The following is a 16894-nucleotide window of genomic DNA, read 5'->3' on the forward strand; positions in this document are numbered from 1 at the left end:
AGCTATTTTACTATGAAAGATTATATACATAAAGAGTTTCCAAAGTCTTGTGACCCAGATGATTTTTTTGGACAAGTTAAGAGAACGGTTAATGGAAAATCCGTTGGAAAAGATCAAATTAATATGATTGTTGATTCGATTTGTGAAAGTTTAAATTTTAATAACGAAGATATTTTATTTGATTTAGGTTGTGGTAATGGAGCACTTTCAGTTTTGATGTTCCATAAAATAAAAGCATACTTTGGAATTGATTTTTCAGAATATTTGATAGAAGTAGCAAAAAATAATTTTGAAAAAGCTAATTATGTTTTTCAATTTGCAGAAGCAAATGAATTTTTAGAAAACGAAACGTTAAACACAGAGTATACTAAAGGTCTTTGTTACGGTGTTTTTTCTTATTTTGAAAGAGAATCTGCAAAAAATATACTAACCAATATTTATAATAAATATAAAAATATTAATAAGTTTTATATTGGTAATATTCCAGATAGAGATAGAGCTTCCAACTTTTTTTATAACGATATTGATTACACAAATTTATTAGACGATAATCAGAGTTCACTTGGTGTATGGTGGTCTCAAAAAGACTTTAAAGATTTGGCTAATGAATCAGGTTGGGAAACAGACTTTTTAAATATGCCAGATAATTTTTATTCAGCTCATTACAGGTTTGATGTTGTTTTAACCAAAAAAGACATGTAAAAATGGAACAAAAATTAGCTTTTTTTGGTAATTCTCCAGTTTTTAAAAAACCACGCTCTACGTCCAATTTAATAAAACCTAATTTAGATTCCTTTATAAATTATATTAAGCCTTATTATGAAAAAGGGAGCTTAGCTGAAGACAATCTACTAATTCAAAATTTAGAAAAAAGACTTGCATTAATTCACGGGGCTAAACATTGTGTAGCTGTTTGTAATGGTTTATGGGGCTTAGTTTTAGCTATTAATGAGTTGAAATTAAAAGATAAAACAGAAATTATAATGCCATCGCTAACATATAGAAGAATGGCAGATATTGCAGCTTGGCTAAAAATGATTCCTCATTACTGTGATATAGAAATTAAAACTTTAGGAATTTCTGCCAAATCTGTAAAAAATGCTATAAATGATAATACAGCATTAATTTTGGCTCCACACCCAATTGTGAATTTATGCGATATTGATGGTCTTTTAAATATTTCAGAAAAATACAAATTGCCAATACTATTTGATTCTGTTGAAGCATCATATGCATCATATAAAGGAAAACCAATAGGCACTTTTGGAGATGCTGAGGTGTTTTCTGTTCATGCAAGCAAATTTTTAAATGGATTTGAAGGCGGTTATATAACTACCAATAATGCAGATTTAGCAAGAAAGTTGAAAGCAGCTAGAAATTTTGGTATTGATGATAATCAAGAGTTAATCACTCTTGGTATTGATGGAAAAATGATAGCACCTCACGCAGCTATGACATTGGCTTGTTTGGATTTGTTAGACAATCAAATAAAAAAAAATAAAGCACGCTTTTATAAATATAAAGAACTTTTAGAAAATGTAAAAGGAATCGATTTAGTTGAGTATGATTCTACAGAACGAAGAAGTTTTAAAAATATATTGGTTAAATTAAATAAGAAATGGCCATATAGTAGAGAATTTACCCTAAAAATATTGCAAAAGGAAAATATGGTTGTTAGGCCATATTATTTCCCACCTTTACACAAAAAAGAACCAACATATCCAACAATTATTGGGGAACTTAAAAATACAGAGTTGTTAATGAACAAATATATGTTGTTTCCATGTGGCGAATTTGTTGATATTGAAGATATAGAAATAATAGTTGAATACTTAGTTTATTTAGAAAGAAATTCTAAACATATTAATTTAGAAATTGATAAAATTAATAAATAAATGATTCAAAATAATTTACCAAAGTGGGATGAGTTTCAAAAAATGGTTGAAGGTATTTGGGAAAGAGAATATTACACAAACCACGGACCCTTAGTTGTTGATTTAGAAAACAAAATAAGTAAACTATTAGGCGTTAAGCATGCTATTTGTATGACAAATAGTAGTATAGCCTTAATGATAGCAATAAAAGCGCTTAATGTTAAAAGAAAAGTAATAATACCATCATTCTCTCATATAAACATTGCTCAATCTGTTAAGTGGGCAGGAATTGAATTTCAATTTTGTAAAGTGAATAATGATTCTTTTTCTATTGATACAGAAGAAATATTAACAGAAATTAATGAAGAAATTGAGCTAATAATAGCCATAAACAATTATGGAATAACTAATGATATTGAAGAACTAGAAAAATTAGCAAATCAAAAAAAAATTAAACTTTTATTTGTTTCTGATTCTTTTTTTGGTGAAAAATTTAAAGGAAGAAAATTTGGTAATTTTGGTGATTTAGAAATATTTTCATTTCATGAAAGCCAAATGATTAATGGTGCAAATGGTGCTTGTGTTTGTACAGCAGACGATGAATTGGCGGCCAGATTAAGAAATATTCGTAGTAGTTATGGCGCTGGAAAACAGGTTCCAATACCCTATACAGGAAACGGTAGAATGTCTGAGATTCAAGCGGGGTTAACTTTACTCTCTTTAGATCATTTTGAAGAAAACAGAAATGAATTACTTAGCAAAAAACAAGAGTTTAATAAATTAATTAAAAAAGTAAAAGGTGTTTCTATTTATAATTCTACTAGTTTTTGTTCAAACTTCATTCTTGTGTTAGATTATGGTAAACTTGGAATCGACTTAAAGGATTTTAAATTGAAAATAAAATCAATTAATAAGCATATTGAATTATTTGATTTTTTTGGAGTAGAAATAGACCCACCTTATATCAGAAAAGATTTTTTAAATAATAATTTAATCAATAATTCAATTGGTTTACCAAGTAGCATTACTTTAAAACAGTTTAATAAAATTATTTCACTTTTAACAAAAAACGTTATTTAAAAAAATAATTAATGGTATTCGAACATAAAAAAATGATGATAAGTATTTTAGTAATGGCTTATAATCATGAAGCATATATAGCTCAATGTTTAAATTCAATTTTAAGCCAGAAAACCAATTTCTTATTTGAAATAATTCTTGGAGAAGATGATAGCAGCGATAAAACTAGAAGCATTTGCATAGACTTTTCTAAAAAACATTCAGATAAAATAAAACTTTTTTTACGTTCGCGAAAAGATGTAATTTATGTAAACGGAAACCCAACAGGACGGTTTAATTTTGTTGAGAGTTTAAAAGCTTGTAAAGGAAAATATATAGCGGTTTGTGATGGAGATGATTATTGGACAGATCCTTTTAAACTTCAAAAACAGGTTGATTTTTTGGAGAATCATGAAGATTATGTAATAGCATACCATGATGTATCAATAATCGATAGTGAAGGAATAATAATAAATAAATCAAAAACTCCAAAAATTTTTCAAAGAGATTTCACAAACATAGAATTAATAAAATCTGATATATTTATTTGTTTAATGAGCATCGTTTTTAGGAATGTTGTAAAAGATTTACCAAAAAACTTTTTAAGTGTTAGTAATGCTGATGTTTTTTTAACTTCGTATTTAGGGCAGTTTGGTCATGGGAAATATTTTGAGAATATTGGAGGGATGTATCGAGTTCATCAAGGAGGAGTCTGGTCAGCATTAGATGACAAATCAAAACAAGAAAGTAAAAAAAAAACATTTTATCAATTACATGAATATTATGATTCTATAAAAAATAAAGAAATATCTCAATATTACTTATCAAAGTCTAAGAAAGTTACTAATAGAAAAATGCCTATAAATTCTAAAAACTCAGTTTTTATGTTGATAAAAAGAATTTATAAAAAAATAAAAAAAAATTAGTGAATAAAATTGCAATATACACGGCTATTTTTGGTGATAAAGATATTCTCAAACCTCCTTTGAATTTTAAGGAAGATAATAATGTTGATTATTACCTTATAACTGATAATGTTGAATTAGATTCATACAATTACCAACTTATATTAAAAAAACCTATATATGATGATATAACTAAAAACGCAAGATTCTATAAAATAAATGGATTAGAAATTTTTGAAGATTATGATTTTGTAATTTGGCACGATGCTAATTTGCAAATTATTCACAATAAAATTATAGATTCTGTTGACTTTGTAAAACATAAGTCGATAGCGTTTTTTAAACACCCTGTGAGAAATTGTATATATGATGAAGCAATAAAATGTATATATAAGGAAAAAGACCACCCCTTTAAAATATTAAAACAAATTTTTCAATATTATAAGTTTGGAATTAAAAATAAAATTGGACTTTATGAGACCTCAATCGTTATACAAAATAATAAACTAATATGTAAAGATTTTTTAAATTTATGGTGGAGTGAAATTATAAATAAATCAAGACGGGATCAACTTTCTTTACCTTATTCATTAAAGGTGTTTAATTTGATACCTGCTATTATTCCTGGTGATAGGGAACAAAACATGTTTTCATTATATAATTTACATAATCATTCAAAATATAATTTTCTTTCTATTCAAAAACCCAAAAAATATAGAAAACTTTATAAAATATTATCAATAAAAGCAATAAGAGGTATAAAAAGATTAAATAAGTAAATCAAATTATATATGTTTAAATAATATAATGAGATTACTAATCATACTCAATATATTCAAAATTTGTGAAACAAAAGAATAAAGTATACATAATTATTGTCACTTACAATGGTATGCAATGGATAAATAAATGCATAATGAGCTGTAGTGATTACAATGTAATAGTTATAGATAATGCTTCCCAAGATAAAACGGTTTCATTTATAAAACATAATTATCCAGATGTAATACTTTTAGAGCAAAAAATAAACTTAGGTTTTGGTCAAGCAAATAACCTTGGGATTTCTTATGCATTAAAAAATGGTGCAGATTATGTTTTTTTATTAAATCAAGACGCTTATTTACAAAGCAATACTATTGATGAATTAATAAAAACCCATAAACAAAATGTCAATTATGGTATTTTAAGTCCAATACAGTTAAATGGATTAGGTAATAAGTTAGATAGAAATTTTTCTAATTATTTAAAGTATGACAATAACAACTATTTTCATTTTGATGCAATAAGTAATAGTTTGTCTGAAGTTTATGAGGTGCCTTTTGTAAATGCAGCAGGTTGGTTATTACCTAAGTCAACACTAACAAAAATTGGTGGTTTTGATCCTATTTTTTTTCATTATGGAGAAGATGATAATTATTGCCAGCGTCTAAGGTATCATGGTTTAAAAATAGGTGTTGTACCACATGTTTTTTTAAAACATGATAGAGAATATGCAAACAAAGGGATTAACGAAAAAACTATGAAATATGTAGAATGGTTTTATAAATTGAAATGGGCAGACATAACCAATACAAATATTAATCACGAAATTAAAAATAAAATACTGCAATTAAAAAAAACAAGGTTTAAGTTTTTTTTGAAGCTTAATTTATCTAGAATAAAATATTGTAATCAAGAACTTAAATTAATTTACCGTATTATTAAAGACATTAAAAAAAGTAGAGATATTAATAAAAAAACAGGTAATCATTATATTTAATAAATGGAAAATCCACTTATTTCTATTATAATACCAACATACAATAGGGCTAATTTAATAGGGTTTACCCTCGATTCTATTTTAAATCAAACATATGGTAATTGGGAGTGTATTATTATAAATGATAATAGTACAGACAATACAGTAAAAATACTTGACCAGTATGTGAAAAAAGATTTAAGGTTTAAGTATTACAATTGCCCTGAAACATATTCAAAAGGAGGTAATGGAGCTAGAAATTATGGATTTACATTAAGTAAAGGTTATTATATTAATTGGTTTGATGATGACGATGTTATGCTTAATAATTTTTTAATGACTATGATTGAGAACTTTGCTTGTAATACATGTTTTGTTATAGGATCTCATTATTTAACAGATATAAACCTAGATAATAAAATAATTGAAGAGTTAAAACAAGAAACTTTTTTGTTTAAAGATTATTTGTTGTGGAAAATGAAATTCATAACTGGCTCAATATTATTTAAAAAAGAATTTTTGTTGAATAAAAGTTTATTTAACGAAAAAATAGTCCGCGGTCAAGAAACAGAACTGTTTTCAAGATTGTTTTTTAAAATACCCAATCATTCATATAAGATATTAAACACGCCTTTATTTCTTTACAGGCAGCACGATAAAAGTAAAAGTAGTAATAATTTAAAATATATAAAATCATTCAAAGAATCTCAAAGTTATATAGCTGTAGAAATTTTAAAAAAAAGTATACAATTGAGAGATTTAGAGTTATTCACGTCATATTATATTAATTTGATAGATTCTTTTTTTAGAAGTTTAGAAAATAATCATAGAAAAAACGCAAAATTTATTTTTAATAATTTAATATCATTCTTGAAATTTAAAAATAGAATTACCGTAATAGAATTAATTCTACTAGGAAATATTTTTTTATTATTTTCAAGAGGAGCTTATAAAGTTGAAAAACGTTGGAAATCAATAAAGGTTAAAATATAAAGGAATGAAAAGCAACGTAACAGTAATTATTCCTTGTTTTAATGATGGAGAGTTTATAATGGAAGCTCTAAACTCTGTTTTAAGGCAAACTTTAAAACCTGAAAAAATTATTATTATTGATGATGGATCTGGTTTAGAAACAAAGAAGATTCTAAAAAAAATAGATGTTGATACAGTTGAGGTTATATTTCAGGAAAATAAAGGTGTATGTAAAACAAGAAATATAGGTATAGGTTTAGCAAAAACGGACTATATTTTAAATTTAGATGCTGATGACTATTTTGATAAAACTTTTGTTGAAAAAGCTGTTCATTTGTTAAAGAATGATGAAAATATCATTGCAGTAGGGAGTTTAGTAAATATTATAAAAGTTAATAAAATAGAAACAGAAACAAAAAAGCCCATTGGAGGAAGTTTAAAAAACTTTCTTGTTAAAAACAATGGAGTTTCGGGTTCTATATTTAGAAAAAAAAGTTGGGAAATGGTTAATGGCTTTGATGAAAATATGATAAACGGTTATGAGGATTGGGATTTTTGGATTTCCATTTTAAAAAAAGGAGGAACCATGCATATCATTCAAGAGCCACTATTTACATACAGAAAAAAGAATGAATCTAGAGATAAGTCCGCTGTAGAAAAGTATGATTTTGAATTAAGGAAATATATTTTTTTAAAACATAAAGATATTTATAAATTCCATTTTGACTTTTATGCACTAGAATTATTGAGGCAAAACACACTTTTTAAAAACAATGTTGCCAAAGCGAAAACCTCTTTAGAGTTTAGAATAGGACAAAATTTTCTGGCACCTTTTCGGTTTATTAAAAAAAGATTTTTTAAATGGTAGATGTATCGGTTTCCATAGTTGTACCTTGTTTTAATCATGCCCATTTTTTGAATGAGGCGTTACAATCGGTATTAAACCAAACATATAAAAATTGGGAGTGCATTATTGTTAATGATGGTAGTCCTGATAATACTGAAGAAGTTGCTATAAACTGGTGTGAAAAGGATAATCGTTTTAAATATTTGTATAAAGATAATGGCGGATTGAGCAGTGCCAGAAATGCAGGAATAAAAATAAGTACAGGCAAATATATATTGGCTTTGGATGCTGATGATATTCTTCATAAAGATTATATTTTAAAGACATTAAAGATACTTCAACAGAATCCAGATTTAGCAATTGTATCTAGTTATAGAAAGTTTTTTGTTGGCAATATATCTAATGTTACTAAAACTTATGAGGCATCTGGAAACACCTACAGAGATTTAATGTTTGAAAATGTTTTAATGCCGTCATCAATTTACAGAAAAGCATGTTGGGTTGAAGTAGGGGGATATGACGAATCCATGACAAAAGGTTTTGAAGATTGGGAATTTTGGATTTCAATATTAAAAAGAGGGTGGAAATACAAGTTTGTTGAAGAATATTTGTTTTATTACAGAAAATCAAAAAACTCAATGCTAATTGATACTTTGAAAAACCACCGAATTACAAATATGGAATATGTTTTTGAAAAGCATAATGAGATTTATTTAAAGCATTTTAGAAATACAAAAGCCTACTTGTTTTTTTTAATAAATTTTTACCGAAATTCAGAAATTAAAACAAAAATATCTTTAGAATATAAAATAGGAAGCTATATTTTGTTACCACTAAGGATAATAAAACGTATGCTAAAATGATATCAGTAATAATTAGAAATAAAAACCAAGATAAAGCATTAAGTTTTTTACTTAAAAATTTAACAGAGCGTTACATCGATGATATTTCTGAAATTATTGTGTTAGATAACCAATCAACTGATAATAGTGAAAATATTTCAAAAAAGTTTGGTGCCCGATTTATCACCATTGAAAAATTTAGTTATGGTGGTAGCGCAAATTTTGCAACTAAAAAGGCAAAATTTCCAATAATTGTAATGTTTAGTGCGCATTCTTATCCTGTAAGTCATGATTTTTTTAAGCTAATAAAAAATAAATTTAATGCTAATGAGAATTTAGCTGGCTTAAGGTGTTTACATAGTACAAATGATTATAGAAATTTCATTAATAAAATATCTGCAAAAGAAGATCCCAATAAATCTGGATTGATCTTTTCAAGTTCTGCATTTAGTAAATTAGTATGGGAAAAGTATCCTTTTAGAGAAGATGTAGCCACATTTGAAGATAAAGAATGGACAGTTCGTGTTTTAAAGGCTGGTTATGATATTGATTTTGTAGAGTCTATTTTTCATTATGAAATAAAAAGAAGCAAAAGTCAATTGTTTTTTAGGTTTAAAAGAGATTTAACTGGTAATTATCAACTTTGGCATCAAGATGTAAATTTTTTAAGCGCGACAAAAGGCTTTATGGTGTCTGTTTTAGGATTGATTAGAAGTTTTTTTATTGATTTTTGGTATACAATTAGGCGTTATTTTTATATTATCAAATTTTTATTTAATAAGCCAAATAAGTTTTAATTTTTATTCAAATTAATGATTAATTAATAATGAGTACCCGACTTAGTTTAATAATTCCAGTTTACAATGCTGATGATTTTATTAACGATTCTATGACATCTATTACCAAATGGGCCAAAGATATTGACTATTCAGTAGAGGTTATATTAGTTAATGATGGTAGTTCAGATAATTCAAAATCTAAAATTGAAAATTATATAGAAAGTCACGATTCTAGTCTCAAAATTTTATCATATGATAGAAATAAAGGTAAAGGTTATGCCGTAAAAAAAGGTATGATTATGGCAAAAGGTGAATTTAAAATTTTTACTGATGCAGATATTCCTTATGGATTAGAAATTATAGATAAAATACTTCACTATCTAGACTTTAAGGAATTTGATGTGTGTATTGGAAACCGAAAATCTATACATTCAAAATACTTTATGAATGTATCTTTTTTTCGAAAAATAACGAGTAATGTATTTACAGTATTTGTATCTCGATTTGTTGTTACTGGTATTAATGATACACAATGTGGCTTAAAAGGGTTTAGATCAAATGTTGCAAATCAATTATTTCCTAAGTTGTTTATAAATGGTTTTGGATTCGATGTAGAACTTCTATATTTATCTTACAAAGATGAATTTGATATTAAAAGAATTCCTGTGTTTTTTGAAGGGAATGATAATTCCACTATCAGTTTAGCTAAGGATTCATTAAGCATGTTAATAGATGTTATGGTTTTACCATTTAGATACCACTTCACAAATAAATACAAATGAAATTATCTCGTAATTTTACTAATAAATTTAATTGGATTTTAGATAATTTAATTCCCCCTTTTGTTAGAGAATCCAGAGTTATCATGTCGCCTTTGTTCAAGTTAATATTTAAAAGCAAAGCAAAATTATTTTTAGATTTTAAAGACAATGCATGGAAGTTTGACGCACAACAAATGACAAATTATTATAAAGAATTGGCAGATGTTCACATTCAAAGAGAAACCGATCTCAATACTAAATCTGTAAACTATATACTAACTAAGCTTAAAGGTAAAAAAATTCTTGATATTGCTTGTGGTAAAGGTTATCTTGCTAATTTAATACAAGAAAAATGTAATTATCAAGTTACGGGAATAGATTTTATTTTACCAGAAAATTTAAAAGGAAATACGAATCCTAAATTTGAAACAGGAGTAGTAGAACAAATAAATTATCCAGATAATTATTTTGATACAGTTATTAGTACACACACACTAGAACATGTAATTGATTTGAATCAATGTATAAAAGAATTGAGAAGGGTATGTTCGAAGAGATTAATAGTAGTACTTCCAAAACAAAGACCATATCGTTTTACTTTTGATTTGCATCTTCATTTTTTTCCATATAAATTTAGTGTAATGCAAGTTTTTAATAACAATAAAGGGGAGTGTATTAATCTAGATAATGATTGGTTGTATATTGAGGACTCATAGTTTCATGTCATAAAACAAACAAGAATTCACTTAAATATCTTAAAAAAAAGCTAACAGAAGACAGGTTTAAAACAATTATAAACCCTATTAAAAAAACAAGTAAATTATTTAAATGATATCAGTAATAATTAGAAATAAAAACCAAGATAAAGCATTAAGTTTTTTACTTAAAAATTTAACAGAGCGTTACATCGATGATATTTCTGAAATTATTGTGTTAGATAACCAATCAACTGATAATAGTGAAAATATTTCAAAAAAGTTTGGTGCCCGATTTATCACCATTGAAAAATTTAGTTATGGTTGTAGCGCAAATTTTGCAACTAAAAAGGCAAAATTTCCAATAATTGTAATGTTTAGTACGCATTCTTATCCTGTAAGTCATGATTTTTTTAAGCTAATAAAAAGGAAATTTAATGCTAATGAGAATTTAGCTGGCTTAAGGTGTTTACATAGTACAAATGATTATAGAAATTTCATTAATAAAATATCTGCAAAAGAAGATCCCAATAAATCTGGATTGATCTTTTCAGGTTCTACATTTAGTAAATTAGTATGGGAAAAGTATCCTTATAGAGAAGATGTAGCCACATTTGAAGATAAAAAATGGACAGTTCGTGTTTTAAAGGCTGGTTATGATATTGATTTTGTAGAGTCTATTTTTCATTATGAAATAAAAAGAAGCAAAAGTCAATTGTTTTTTAAGTTTAAAAGAGATTTAACTGGTAATTATCAACTTTGGCATCAAGATGTAAATTTTTTAAGCGCGACAAAAGGCTTTATGGTGTTTGTTTTAGGATTGATTAGAAGTTTTTTTATTGATTTGTTTTATTTTTTTAAAAAATTCTTTTTTACCATAGGTTTCATTTTTAATAAACCAAAAAAAATTTTAATGAAGATATATTTAACAACTTTAATTGGCCTTTTTTTAATATGAACAAAAACAATAATTTTGATTTTTTAAGGTTTTTGTTTGCCATTTTTGTTGTTATCTCGCATTCTTATCCTTTGTCTGGTGGTCATGAAAGTACTCAATGGATTTATCAAACAACAAATGGACAGGTAGTTTTAGCAAGATTAGGTTTAGACGGTTTTTTTATAATTAGTGGTTTTTTTATTTTTCAAAGTTTAAAACGCAGTAAAAGTCTTTTTAGTTATTACAAAAAAAGGTTTTTAAGACTATTTCCTGCTCTTTTTGTTGTGTTATTGTTAACCATAATTTTAGCACCATTTGTTTATGAGGGAGAATTGCCATTTTTTAAAAACCATCAAGTATATACATATTTACCAAATAACCTATCCTTATATGGTTTTCAGCCAACAATTAAAGGGATATTTGATAACAACCCTTATCATTCTATCAATGGTTCATTATGGACTATTCGTTATGAATTTTCTTTATACATAGTACTTTCATGTTTGTATTTTTTTAGAAAAAGCATTTTAGTAAAAAAAAATTTGCTTCTATTTTGCTTTATACTATTAGTAGTAATGAATAATTTTTTCATGGATAGATTTGCAGGTTCAAAAATTTTTGGGTTAAATGGTTATGAGACCTTGGACTTAGGTACTTTTTTTGTTTGTGGGAGTTTATTAGCAAGTTTTGAGTTTGAAAAAATTAATAAAAAAAGAATAATGCTTTTAGTTACTTTTTTAATTATTGTAACATCTATATATTTAAATTTTTACGCTAATGTTAAACATATTATTTTACCAATTATTATTTTGTTAATTGGCTTTATGCCACTTCCTGTTTTTAGTGATTTTGGTAAAATTGGCGATATGTCTTATGGTATTTATATTTATAGTTTTCCTGTACAACAAACATTAATGTATTTTTACAAATTAAGCGTATTTCAATTAATGTTTTGGTCTGTATTAGTTTCAATAGTATTTGGTTATTTATCTTGGCATTTAATAGAAAAGAAAGCATTAAAATATAAAAACAAACCATTATTTAAGAATTGGAAATTATTATTCAGTCATTAGTTTTAAATGAAAAACAGAGGTATAATACATTTTTTAGCAGCTGCAGATAGAGTTAATTATGGGGATTTGTTGTTTCCAATTGTATTTAATGAAATTGCTAATAAAAACAATTATGATGTTTACTATTATGGTTTGGTTAAAAGTGATTTTAGGCATTTTGGAGGCTTGCCAACAGAATCATATAAAATGTTGCATAAAAATATTAAGAAACTAGGAGGTACAATAATTATTGGTGGTGGTGATGTGTTTTTTGCAAATTGGGAAACATTATACTCTTATATCAATCCTCTTTTTGTTAAATTGATGAAGTACAGGTTTTTAAGAAAGGTTAATGCTAAATTGAAAATTATAGATACAATTTTACATAAAAAAAATGTAATGTTACCCTTGACACCGGGTGTGTTTGAATTTAATACACCAAAGTCATTACAGGTTGTTTACAATGGGGTAGGAGGTACATTCAATGAAAATAATACACTTGATTATAATAAGAAAATTGTAGAAAGATTACATTCTTCAAATCATATCTCAGTAAGAGATAATAGAACTTTGAATTCTTTAAAAAAGTTCAAAGTAAATGCGGTTTTAACACCAGATTCTGCAATTATAATGTCTGATGTTTTTCCTAAAGCAGTTCTTGAAAATAAGATTACTATAGATAAAGAAAACATTCCTAAAAATTATTTTTTCCTACAGTTTGGGCATAATAAAGCTCCAAATAATTTTAAAGAAACTGCACAAAAAATTGAAGTATTGGCTAAAAATCATAACGTAAAAATTATACTTTGTCCTATTGGACTGGCCTTAAAACATGAAGATGACAAAGAATTAATGAAAATGGAAAAATACTCTTCTCATTTCCAATTTGTAATGCCAAAAAATATTTTTGATATTATGTGGTTAATTGCTAATTCTAAAGCCTATATGGGTACAAGTTTACATGGTGCTTTAACTGCACAAAGCTACCATGTTCCATTTTTTTCATTAAATAAAAAAATTAAAAAAGCAGATTCGTATTTTAAAACTTGGTGCCCAGAAATTAGTAAGGGTTGCATAGATTTTGAAGATATAGATTGTATTGATGATGCATTAGGTAGATGGAGTTATAAAAAAAATAACACATATCTAGATGAACAAAAAGAGTTAGTTTATAAAAATTTTGAAGTTATTTTCAGTAAAATTGGCTTAATTTAACATAGTATTGAAAACAAAAGTTAGCATTTTTACATTGGTTTATAATCAAGAGCAATACATAGCTCAAACCATTGATAGTTTTTTAACTCAAAAAACTAACTTTAATTATCAAATAGTTATTGGCGAAGATTATAGTACAGATAAGACTAGGCAAATTTGTGAAGATTATCAAAAAAAACATCCAGAAAGAATAAAACTACTACCTTCTTTAAGTAAAAACATTGGGCTTATAAGTAATTATATGCGAACCATTAAAGCTTGTGATGGCGAATATATTGCCATTTGTGATGGAGACGATTATTGGATAGACGAATACAAACTACAAAAACAAGTTAATTTTCTCGATAACAATCCAGATTATAGTATTGTGGGTACTAATTACATGAAGCTTTATAAAGATAATCGTCTAGTTGAAGATAAAAAAGATAGAAAAAAAGCATATTATGAATTCAATGATTTAATTTTTAAAAATTTAATCCCATCTGTTACAGCACTTTTTAGAAATGTTCCTATGAAAGACCCTTTACCTAATTGGATTTTGAATTTTCCTTATGGCGATTGGCCAACTTACCTGTGGGTGTTAAAAAATGGAGGCAAAATTCATTTTTTAGAAGATGTAACCGCTGTTTACAGAATGGAAATTGGAGTTTCTGCAAAAATCAGAAAAACATTAAGCGATATTGAAAATGTTAATTTAAACATTCTTAAGTATATAGCATCAGACAATAACTTTTTACATAAAAACGATATTATCCAAACAAGCATTAAGCAAACCAAAAAATCAATATTAGCTGAATACAACAGAGAAAAAAAATATTTAAAAGGATTAAAGTTGTTTATTCAAATACTAATTCAGCAAAAATATAAGTTTACTTTTATTAAATTTTATACATATTCATTATTAAAATCTATTAAATAATTTTTAGTTGGAAAACCTCAAAACACATAAAACTATAACCCTAGTACTCACTAATCGTAATCGCGATTTATGCATTGTAAAAAATTGTTTAAACTCAATTGAAAATCAAATTAATCAAGATTTTAATTGCATTTTGGTAGACTATGGCTCAGATGAAGTATATGTTAATGAATTGCAGGAAGTTTTGGCGGAACATTCAAAAATAAATTTCATAAGTTGTAAGGTGTCTGGACAGTTATGGAACAAATGTCGAGCAATAAATATAGCTTTAAAAACATGTGAAACACCTTATTTTCTTGTTGGTGATATAGATTTGTTGTTTCATCCAGAATTTGTAAATATAGCTACCTCCTTAGCAAAACCTAACGAGGTGCATTATTTTCAATATGGTTTCATATCTCAAAATGAATCTTTATTAAATAAAAAATTTGAAGATTATATTGTTGAATTTAAAGGAACCAACGAAGTAACAGGTACAACATTATTTCCAACACGCGTATTAAAACAATTAAATGGTTACGACGAGTTTTATCATGGCTGGGGAGCAGAAGATACCGATATTCATATTAGAATGAAAAATGAAGGTTTGCCAGTTTATTTTTATGATAAAGAGATCTTATTAAAACACCAGTGGCATCCAAAAGCTTACAGAAGCAAATCTAGTACACACCCATTTCATTCACAATTAGAGCGTGTTAATCATGCTTACATGTTAAATACAGAGCAAACCAGCCGTAAACAAGTGAATAAGTTTACAGAATGGGGTAAAATACCAGATGCAAACGCTTATCAAAAATTCTCTAAGCCATCTCATAGATTGTATTTAAAAGCGTCAAACTTGCAATTAAAAGCATTTTTAGCGCAATTAGATAATTTTGAAAATGAGACACTACAATTAACTCTAACCGATTTTTCGGTATTGGTAAAAGCTAAAAATAATATTAAAAAAATTCTGGGTAAAAAAACGATTCCTATTTTAGATTTGGAATCAATTAATAATCTAATTCTAGAAGATATAATAAAGAAACATCGAAATAAACCTTACAATTATAGTTTTAACCGAAAAACAAAAACTATTGTTTTAACCATGTATTGCGAATAATGAGAATAGTAATGGTATCCATACCTACACTGCATTTTTTTCGTTGGGCAGACCAACTTAAAAATTCTGGGCATGAGGTTTTTTGGTTTGATATTTCTGGAATGAGCGATTATGTTGAAAAACTTAATTGGTTAGAACAAAAAATCAATTGGAAATTAAAACATCAATACCCTGGAAGAGTTTTTATAAAAAAAACATATCCTAAATTATATAATTTTATTCAAAGTTATAATGAAAATAAAACCGAAACTATTTTTGAAGAATATTTAAAAGATATTAAACCAGATCTAGTACACAGCTTTGCACTATATGTGTCTTGTACGCCAATTTATGAGGTAATGAAGAAGTATGAAAATATTAAATGGGTGTATTCATCTTGGGGAAGTGATCTCTTCTATTTTCAGAATAATAAAGCATATCTAGATGATATTCAAAGAATCCTACCTAGAATAAATTACCTTTTTACGGATTGTGAACGTGATTATCATTTAGCAAAAAAGCATGGTTTTAAAGGTGAGTTTTTAGGTGTGTTTCCTGGAGGAGGAGGTTTTGATGTAGAATATATTCATCAATATAATCAACCAACTAAAAACAGAAAAATAATTTTAATAAAAGGCTTTCAAGGTCGTTCAGGTAGAGCTATAACAGTATTACAAGCTTTAGGTAAACTTAAAAAAACCTTAAGAGATTACGAGATTATTGTTTTTGGTGCAGGTGCAGAAGTAGTGAGTTATTACAATAAAGGTGAGCTTAAAAGCTGGAAAAACATCAAAATATTAGGTAGAATAAACCATGAAGATGTGTTACAATTCATGGGAAATGCTTTAATATATGTAGGTAATAGTAATTCTGATGGCATGCCAAATACGTTGTTAGAGGCTGTTATAGCAGGAGCTTTTCCTATTCAGTCTAATCCAGGAGGCGCAACAGCAGAAATTGTTGAACATGGTGTAAATGGTTTTTTAATTGAAGATTATAATGATTGTGCTGAAATAGAAAGTTTAATTGTTAAGGCAGTAAATAATATGAAATTAATTCAATCAGCACATATTTACAATCAAACAAAAATAAAGCCTAATTTAAGCAGGAAAAGCATTTCTAAAGAAGTTATTAAAAAATATAATTCAATTATTAATTGAAGATTTTAAATTTAAGGTTTAAAAAACAAACTGTATTTTAGCATGATATATATTAATA

Annotated in this window: 18 protein-coding genes; all 18 read left to right on the plus strand. The window is 26.5% G+C overall.

Annotation, left to right across the window (positions count from 1 at the left end; translation table 11 throughout):
* Positions 1–12: 12 nt before the first annotated feature.
* The gene (locus MBM09_RS06085; RefSeq protein WP_238675956.1) at positions 13–702 is read left to right on the plus strand and encodes a class I SAM-dependent methyltransferase; all 690 of its coding nucleotides are present in this window, start codon (positions 13–15) and stop codon (positions 700–702) included.
* Positions 703–704: 2 nt separating this feature from the next.
* Positions 705–1895 (plus strand): aminotransferase class I/II-fold pyridoxal phosphate-dependent enzyme, encoded by a 1191-nt coding sequence (locus MBM09_RS06090; RefSeq protein ID WP_238675957.1) that lies wholly within the window; start codon positions 705–707, stop codon positions 1893–1895.
* The gene (locus tag MBM09_RS06095; protein ID WP_238675958.1) at positions 1896–2954 is read left to right on the plus strand and encodes an aminotransferase class I/II-fold pyridoxal phosphate-dependent enzyme; all 1059 of its coding nucleotides are present in this window, start codon (positions 1896–1898) and stop codon (positions 2952–2954) included.
* Between the two features lie 11 nt (positions 2955–2965).
* The gene (locus MBM09_RS06100) at positions 2966–3859 is read left to right on the plus strand and encodes a glycosyltransferase (protein ID WP_238675959.1); all 894 of its coding nucleotides are present in this window, start codon (positions 2966–2968) and stop codon (positions 3857–3859) included.
* Positions 3859–4617, plus strand: coding sequence for a glycosyltransferase domain-containing protein (locus MBM09_RS06105; RefSeq protein ID WP_238675960.1), 759 nt, complete (start codon positions 3859–3861; stop codon positions 4615–4617). Before MBM09_RS06100 ends, MBM09_RS06105 begins: the two co-directional genes overlap by 1 nt.
* A 137-nt stretch (positions 4618–4754) precedes the next feature.
* A complete protein-coding gene (locus MBM09_RS06110) occupies positions 4755–5597 on the plus strand; it encodes a glycosyltransferase (protein ID WP_238675961.1) in 843 nt (280 codons plus the stop codon).
* 3 nt (positions 5598–5600) lie between these two features.
* On the plus strand, positions 5601–6569 hold the full coding sequence (locus MBM09_RS06115; RefSeq protein WP_238675962.1) for a glycosyltransferase family 2 protein: 969 nt from the start codon (positions 5601–5603) through the stop codon (positions 6567–6569).
* Between the two features lie 4 nt (positions 6570–6573).
* A complete protein-coding gene (locus MBM09_RS06120; RefSeq protein WP_238675963.1) occupies positions 6574–7416 on the plus strand; it encodes a glycosyltransferase family 2 protein in 843 nt (280 codons plus the stop codon).
* Positions 7410–8258 carry a glycosyltransferase family A protein gene (locus MBM09_RS06125; protein WP_238675964.1) on the plus strand — a complete coding sequence of 283 codons (849 nt, stop codon included), beginning with the start codon at positions 7410–7412 and terminating at the stop codon, positions 8256–8258. The genes MBM09_RS06120 and MBM09_RS06125 overlap by 7 nt, the downstream gene beginning before the upstream one ends.
* A complete protein-coding gene (locus MBM09_RS06130) occupies positions 8255–9034 on the plus strand; it encodes a glycosyltransferase family 2 protein (protein WP_238675965.1) in 780 nt (259 codons plus the stop codon). Before MBM09_RS06125 ends, MBM09_RS06130 begins: the two co-directional genes overlap by 4 nt.
* 29 nt (positions 9035–9063) lie before the next feature.
* On the plus strand, positions 9064–9798 hold the full coding sequence (locus tag MBM09_RS06135; RefSeq protein ID WP_238675966.1) for a glycosyltransferase: 735 nt from the start codon (positions 9064–9066) through the stop codon (positions 9796–9798).
* Entirely contained in the window at positions 9795–10493 is a 699-nt protein-coding gene (locus MBM09_RS06140; protein WP_238675967.1) for a bifunctional 2-polyprenyl-6-hydroxyphenol methylase/3-demethylubiquinol 3-O-methyltransferase UbiG, read from the plus strand. Before MBM09_RS06135 ends, MBM09_RS06140 begins: the two co-directional genes overlap by 4 nt.
* A 112-nt stretch (positions 10494–10605) precedes the next feature.
* Entirely contained in the window at positions 10606–11430 is an 825-nt protein-coding gene (locus MBM09_RS06145; protein ID WP_238675968.1) for a glycosyltransferase family 2 protein, read from the plus strand.
* Positions 11427–12482: an acyltransferase gene (locus MBM09_RS06150; RefSeq protein WP_238675969.1), complete on the plus strand. Its 1056-nt coding sequence runs from the start codon at positions 11427–11429 to the stop codon at positions 12480–12482. Before MBM09_RS06145 ends, MBM09_RS06150 begins: the two co-directional genes overlap by 4 nt.
* A 6-nt stretch (positions 12483–12488) precedes the next feature.
* Positions 12489–13676 carry a polysaccharide pyruvyl transferase family protein gene (locus MBM09_RS06155; protein WP_238675970.1) on the plus strand — a complete coding sequence of 396 codons (1188 nt, stop codon included), beginning with the start codon at positions 12489–12491 and terminating at the stop codon, positions 13674–13676.
* A 7-nt stretch (positions 13677–13683) separates the two neighbouring features.
* Positions 13684–14595, plus strand: a complete 912-nt coding sequence (locus tag MBM09_RS06160) for a glycosyltransferase (RefSeq protein WP_238675971.1) — start codon at positions 13684–13686, stop codon at positions 14593–14595.
* Positions 14596–14602: 7 nt separating this feature from the next.
* Positions 14603–15697, plus strand: a complete 1095-nt coding sequence (locus MBM09_RS06165) for a glycosyltransferase family 2 protein (protein ID WP_238675972.1) — start codon at positions 14603–14605, stop codon at positions 15695–15697.
* Positions 15697–16836 carry a glycosyltransferase family 4 protein gene (locus tag MBM09_RS06170; protein ID WP_238675973.1) on the plus strand — a complete coding sequence of 380 codons (1140 nt, stop codon included), beginning with the start codon at positions 15697–15699 and terminating at the stop codon, positions 16834–16836. Before MBM09_RS06165 ends, MBM09_RS06170 begins: the two co-directional genes overlap by 1 nt.
* Positions 16837–16894: the final 58 nt, after the last annotated feature.

The organism is Flaviramulus sp. BrNp1-15, from assembly GCF_022259695.1.
Classification (GTDB): domain Bacteria; phylum Bacteroidota; class Bacteroidia; order Flavobacteriales; family Flavobacteriaceae; genus BrNp1-15.

Excerpts from the sequence above, each read along its gene's own strand:
- MBM09_RS06095 (WP_238675958.1), top strand. The coding sequence starts at position 1,896 with ATGATTCAAAATAATTTACCAAAGTGGGATGAGTTTCAAAAAATGGTT.
- MBM09_RS06140 (WP_238675967.1), top strand. The coding sequence starts at position 9,795 with ATGAAATTATCTCGTAATTTTACTAATAAATTTAATTGGATTTTAGAT.
- MBM09_RS06170 (WP_238675973.1), top strand. The coding sequence starts at position 15,697 with ATGAGAATAGTAATGGTATCCATACCTACACTGCATTTTTTTCGTTGG.
- MBM09_RS06155 (WP_238675970.1), top strand. The coding sequence starts at position 12,489 with ATGAAAAACAGAGGTATAATACATTTTTTAGCAGCTGCAGATAGAGTT.
- MBM09_RS06085 (WP_238675956.1), top strand. The coding sequence starts at position 13 with ATGAAAGATTATATACATAAAGAGTTTCCAAAGTCTTGTGACCCAGAT.
- MBM09_RS06115 (WP_238675962.1), top strand. The coding sequence starts at position 5,601 with ATGGAAAATCCACTTATTTCTATTATAATACCAACATACAATAGGGCT.
- MBM09_RS06150 (WP_238675969.1), top strand. The coding sequence starts at position 11,427 with ATGAACAAAAACAATAATTTTGATTTTTTAAGGTTTTTGTTTGCCATT.
- MBM09_RS06130 (WP_238675965.1), top strand. The coding sequence starts at position 8,255 with ATGATATCAGTAATAATTAGAAATAAAAACCAAGATAAAGCATTAAGT.
- MBM09_RS06090 (WP_238675957.1), top strand. The coding sequence starts at position 705 with ATGGAACAAAAATTAGCTTTTTTTGGTAATTCTCCAGTTTTTAAAAAA.
- MBM09_RS06145 (WP_238675968.1), top strand. The coding sequence starts at position 10,606 with ATGATATCAGTAATAATTAGAAATAAAAACCAAGATAAAGCATTAAGT.
- MBM09_RS06135 (WP_238675966.1), top strand. The coding sequence starts at position 9,064 with ATGAGTACCCGACTTAGTTTAATAATTCCAGTTTACAATGCTGATGAT.
- MBM09_RS06100 (WP_238675959.1), top strand. The coding sequence starts at position 2,966 with ATGGTATTCGAACATAAAAAAATGATGATAAGTATTTTAGTAATGGCT.
- MBM09_RS06125 (WP_238675964.1), top strand. The coding sequence starts at position 7,410 with ATGGTAGATGTATCGGTTTCCATAGTTGTACCTTGTTTTAATCATGCC.
- MBM09_RS06110 (WP_238675961.1), top strand. The coding sequence starts at position 4,755 with ATGAGCTGTAGTGATTACAATGTAATAGTTATAGATAATGCTTCCCAA.
- MBM09_RS06120 (WP_238675963.1), top strand. The coding sequence starts at position 6,574 with ATGAAAAGCAACGTAACAGTAATTATTCCTTGTTTTAATGATGGAGAG.